At 65.6% G+C, this 3,034-nt stretch carries 4 protein-coding genes; 2 read left to right on the plus strand and 2 right to left on the minus strand.

Going from position 1 to position 3,034, the window contains the following annotated elements:
- Positions 1-282, minus strand: a 282-nt coding sequence (locus WEA77_RS09400; RefSeq protein WP_368067616.1) for an enoyl-CoA hydratase/isomerase family protein, incomplete at its 3' end; no start/stop codon positions are given.
- A 130-nt stretch (positions 283-412) separates the two neighbouring features.
- Here WEA77_RS09400 and WEA77_RS09405 point away from each other — a divergent pair.
- Together WEA77_RS09405 and WEA77_RS09410 are read left to right on the plus strand one after the other, a co-directional pair.
- Complete coding sequence (locus WEA77_RS09405) at positions 413-1,582, plus strand: acyl-CoA dehydrogenase family protein (protein WP_368067617.1); 1,170 nt, start codon at positions 413-415, stop codon at positions 1,580-1,582.
- Positions 1,583-1,609: 27 nt separating this feature from the next.
- Entirely contained in the window at positions 1,610-2,695 is a 1,086-nt protein-coding gene (locus WEA77_RS09410; RefSeq protein WP_368067618.1) for a DUF389 domain-containing protein, read from the plus strand.
- A 7-nt stretch (positions 2,696-2,702) separates the two neighbouring features.
- Here WEA77_RS09410 and WEA77_RS09415 read toward each other — a convergent pair.
- Positions 2,703-3,034: SDR family NAD(P)-dependent oxidoreductase (locus WEA77_RS09415; RefSeq protein WP_368067619.1), on the minus strand; the 332-nt coding region annotated here is incomplete at its 5' end.

Below are 3,034 nucleotides of genomic sequence, written 5' to 3' on the forward strand. Positions count from 1 at the left end.
CCGCAGCCCGGCGAAGCGCTGCTCCATGTTGAATGGCGCCTCGCCCTTGCCCGAGGTACCCGCCGGCTGCGCGACGAAGCCTTTCACGTCGCCCCCCGCGCAGAAGGCCGCGCCCGTGCCGGTCAGCACGACAACCCGCACTTTCGGGTCGAGGGCGAGGCGCGGCACCGCGTCGGAGAGCGCGTCGAGCAGTTCTCCCGTGAGGGCATTGCGCGCCTCGGGACGGTTCATGGTCAGGGTGGCGATGCCATCCTCGAAGGTTTCCAGCAGTTGGTCGGTCATATGGCGCACCCCGTGAGTTTGGTTGTTCGGCGCGAGTTTAGGCGCCGGGCAACAGGCCAGCAATGCTGACCCTGCGTGAAACACGAACAGACACTTTGAAGCTGCGGGGAAAAAGGCTAGCTTCTCTTGCATGCCCGACACATTCCTGTCCAACGACCCCATCGCCGCCATCCAGCCGCTGCTGCCGGAACTCGCTGCCCGTGCCGCCGAGATGGAAGAGGCGCGCCGCTTGCCGGCTGACCTTGCCCGGAAGCTGGCCGCTGCCGGCGTGCTGCGTATGGTGACGCCGAAACGCTTTGGCGGCCTTGAATCCACGCCGCGCGAGATCGTCGAGATCACCGAGATCATTGCGCGCGCGAACGCCAGCGCAGGCTGGTGCGCGATGATTGCCTCCACAACGGCGTTGAATGCAGCCTATATGGAGCCCGTTCATGCTGAGGAAATCTACGCCGATCCGATGGCAATCACCGGCGGCGTTTTCGCACCGATGGGCCGGGCCATTGTTGAGGCCGATCACTACCGCGTCACCGGGCGCTGGCAGTGGGGCTCAGGCTCGGCCAACTGCACTTGGCTCTGCGGTGGCTGCACGATCTGGGAAAAAGGCGAAATGAAACGCCTCGCCTCCGGCGCGCCGGACACGCGCATGATGGTCTTCCCGGCCTCGGACGCCGTGCTGCACGATACCTGGCATGTGATGGGCCTCAAGGGCACCGGCTCCGGCGATATCGAAGTGAAGGACCTGCTCGTTCCGAAAGGCCGGTCAGTTTCGCTTGTGTCGGACAGGCCGAACGAGGCCGGCGCGCTGTTCAAGTTCCCGGCCTTCGGCCTGCTGGCGCTCGGCGTTTGCGGCGTGGCGCTTGGCAATGCCCGCGGCGCGCTGGACGCCTTCCATGACCTCGCCACCGTCAAGAAAAGCCAGGGCTCGGCGAAGACGCTGTCAGAGCGCCAATCCATGCAGTCCGCCTATGCAACCTGCGAAGCCCAATGGCGCGCAGCGCGCGCCTACCTCTTCTCGGAGATCGACCGTGTGTGGGACATCGCTGAGCAGTCAGACGAAATTCCGATGGAGATCCGCGCGGACCTGCGCCTCGCCTGCACGCACATGACGCGCACCGCAGCTGATATCTGCCGCACGCTCTACGATCTCGGCGGCGGTGCGGCCCTGTTCGAATCCAGCGACCTGCAACGCCGCTTCCGGGATGCCCACGCCATCACGCAGCATATCGTAACCGCGCCTTCGACGTTGGAACTCACCGGCCGCATTCTCTTTGGCCTGCCCACCGATTCGGGTATGGTCTGACCGAATTCTGATTTGCCAGGTGACGCATTGACCGAGCTGAAGACGAGCGGAGAAACGAAAGCGGCCCGCCGGGATCCGGGCGGGCTGGCCGGTGTCTTCACGTTCGATCGCGAGCCTGCTGCCCGGCAGGAAGATGTGCGCGCCGCTGTCACCGCGGGGGCAGGCTTGTCATCGTCCTATTTCATCATGAACGCCGCCGCGACGCTGATTGCGGGCTATGGCCTGCTCGCCGATTCGGTCGCGGTGATCATCGGCGCGATGCTGATTGCGATGCTTTATGGCCCGATCCTGGGGCTCGGCCTTGCCATGGCAGAGGCGAATACGCGCCTCCTGAGCCGCGCCTTCGTGGCCGAGGCGCTTGGCGCTGCCTGGGTGCTGGCCATCGGGTTCGGCCTCGGGCTCCTGCATAAGGATATTGCCATTGGCGAGCAGGTGCTGGCACGGACGGCGCCGAACCTGCTCGACCTGATGATTGCGTTCGTCGGCGGTGCTGCCGGTGCGTACGCGATGACCGCGCCAAGAATATCGAGCGCGGTGGTCGGGGTTGCGATCGCCACCGCGCTTTGCCCGCCTCTTACGGCGTGCGGCATCTTGTTTGCGCATGGCCAGCCCGGGCTCGCGGGCGGTGCTTTCCTGCTCTTCCTGACGAACCTTATTGCCATCGCCGTGGCGGCCATGTTGGTCTTTTTCGCGCGTGGGTATCGCGCGGTTTTCCGTCGCGGCGAGGCAACCGTGCCCTGGACGGCGCGGATCATTGCGCTCGTGCTGCTTGGAGGGCTAAGCGTTTATCTGGCCGGCGCCCTGCACCGGGCTGTCAGCGAGGTCTCGCTCCGCAACCGGGCGCAGCAGGCACTGAGCCGCGTGCTGGAGCGCTATCCCGGAGCCCGGGTCATCGAACTTCGCTTCGAGGATGACGCGGAGCAGCGCGCGGCCGCCTTCGCCGTCATCCGTTCGCCTGCATCGTTCTCGCCTGCAGACATGGCCCTTCTGGACGACGCGATAGACGCAGCTTCAGGCAATGACATCTTGCTTCACGTTCGTACGGTACGTGTCGAAGAACTGACGCGTGACGGCCCCGTGCAACAACAGGCCTGGCCCGGCGGGCTCGACTAGGCCAGGCTCACCACGTCTCGTTCCAGGGTCTGAGGTCCAGCTCGTGCGTCCAGGCGGAGCGGTGCTGGCGGTGCAGCCAGACATAGTTCTTGGCAATCTCGTCCGGGATCAGCAGGCCGTCCTTGGCGCGGCGTTCGTCCGCATCGGGAACATTCTCCCGGATGAACTGGCTATCGATCGCCCCGTCCACCACGATGTGCGCCACATGGATGCCCTGCGGCACCAGTTCGCGCGCCATGGATTGCGCCAGCGCGCGCATCGCATGCTTGGCGCCGGCAAATGCCGAGAAACCCTCGCGCCCCCGAACGCCCGCCGTCGCGCCGGTGAAGAGGATCGTGC

The organism is Hyphomonas sp., from assembly GCF_040882205.1.
In the GTDB taxonomy this organism is placed as follows: domain Bacteria; phylum Pseudomonadota; class Alphaproteobacteria; order Caulobacterales; family Hyphomonadaceae; genus Hyphomonas.

Coding starts and splice junctions, on each gene's coding strand:
- WEA77_RS09405 (WP_368067617.1), top strand. CDS start 413: ATGCCCGACACATTCCTGTCCAACGACCCCATCGCCGCCATCCAGCCG.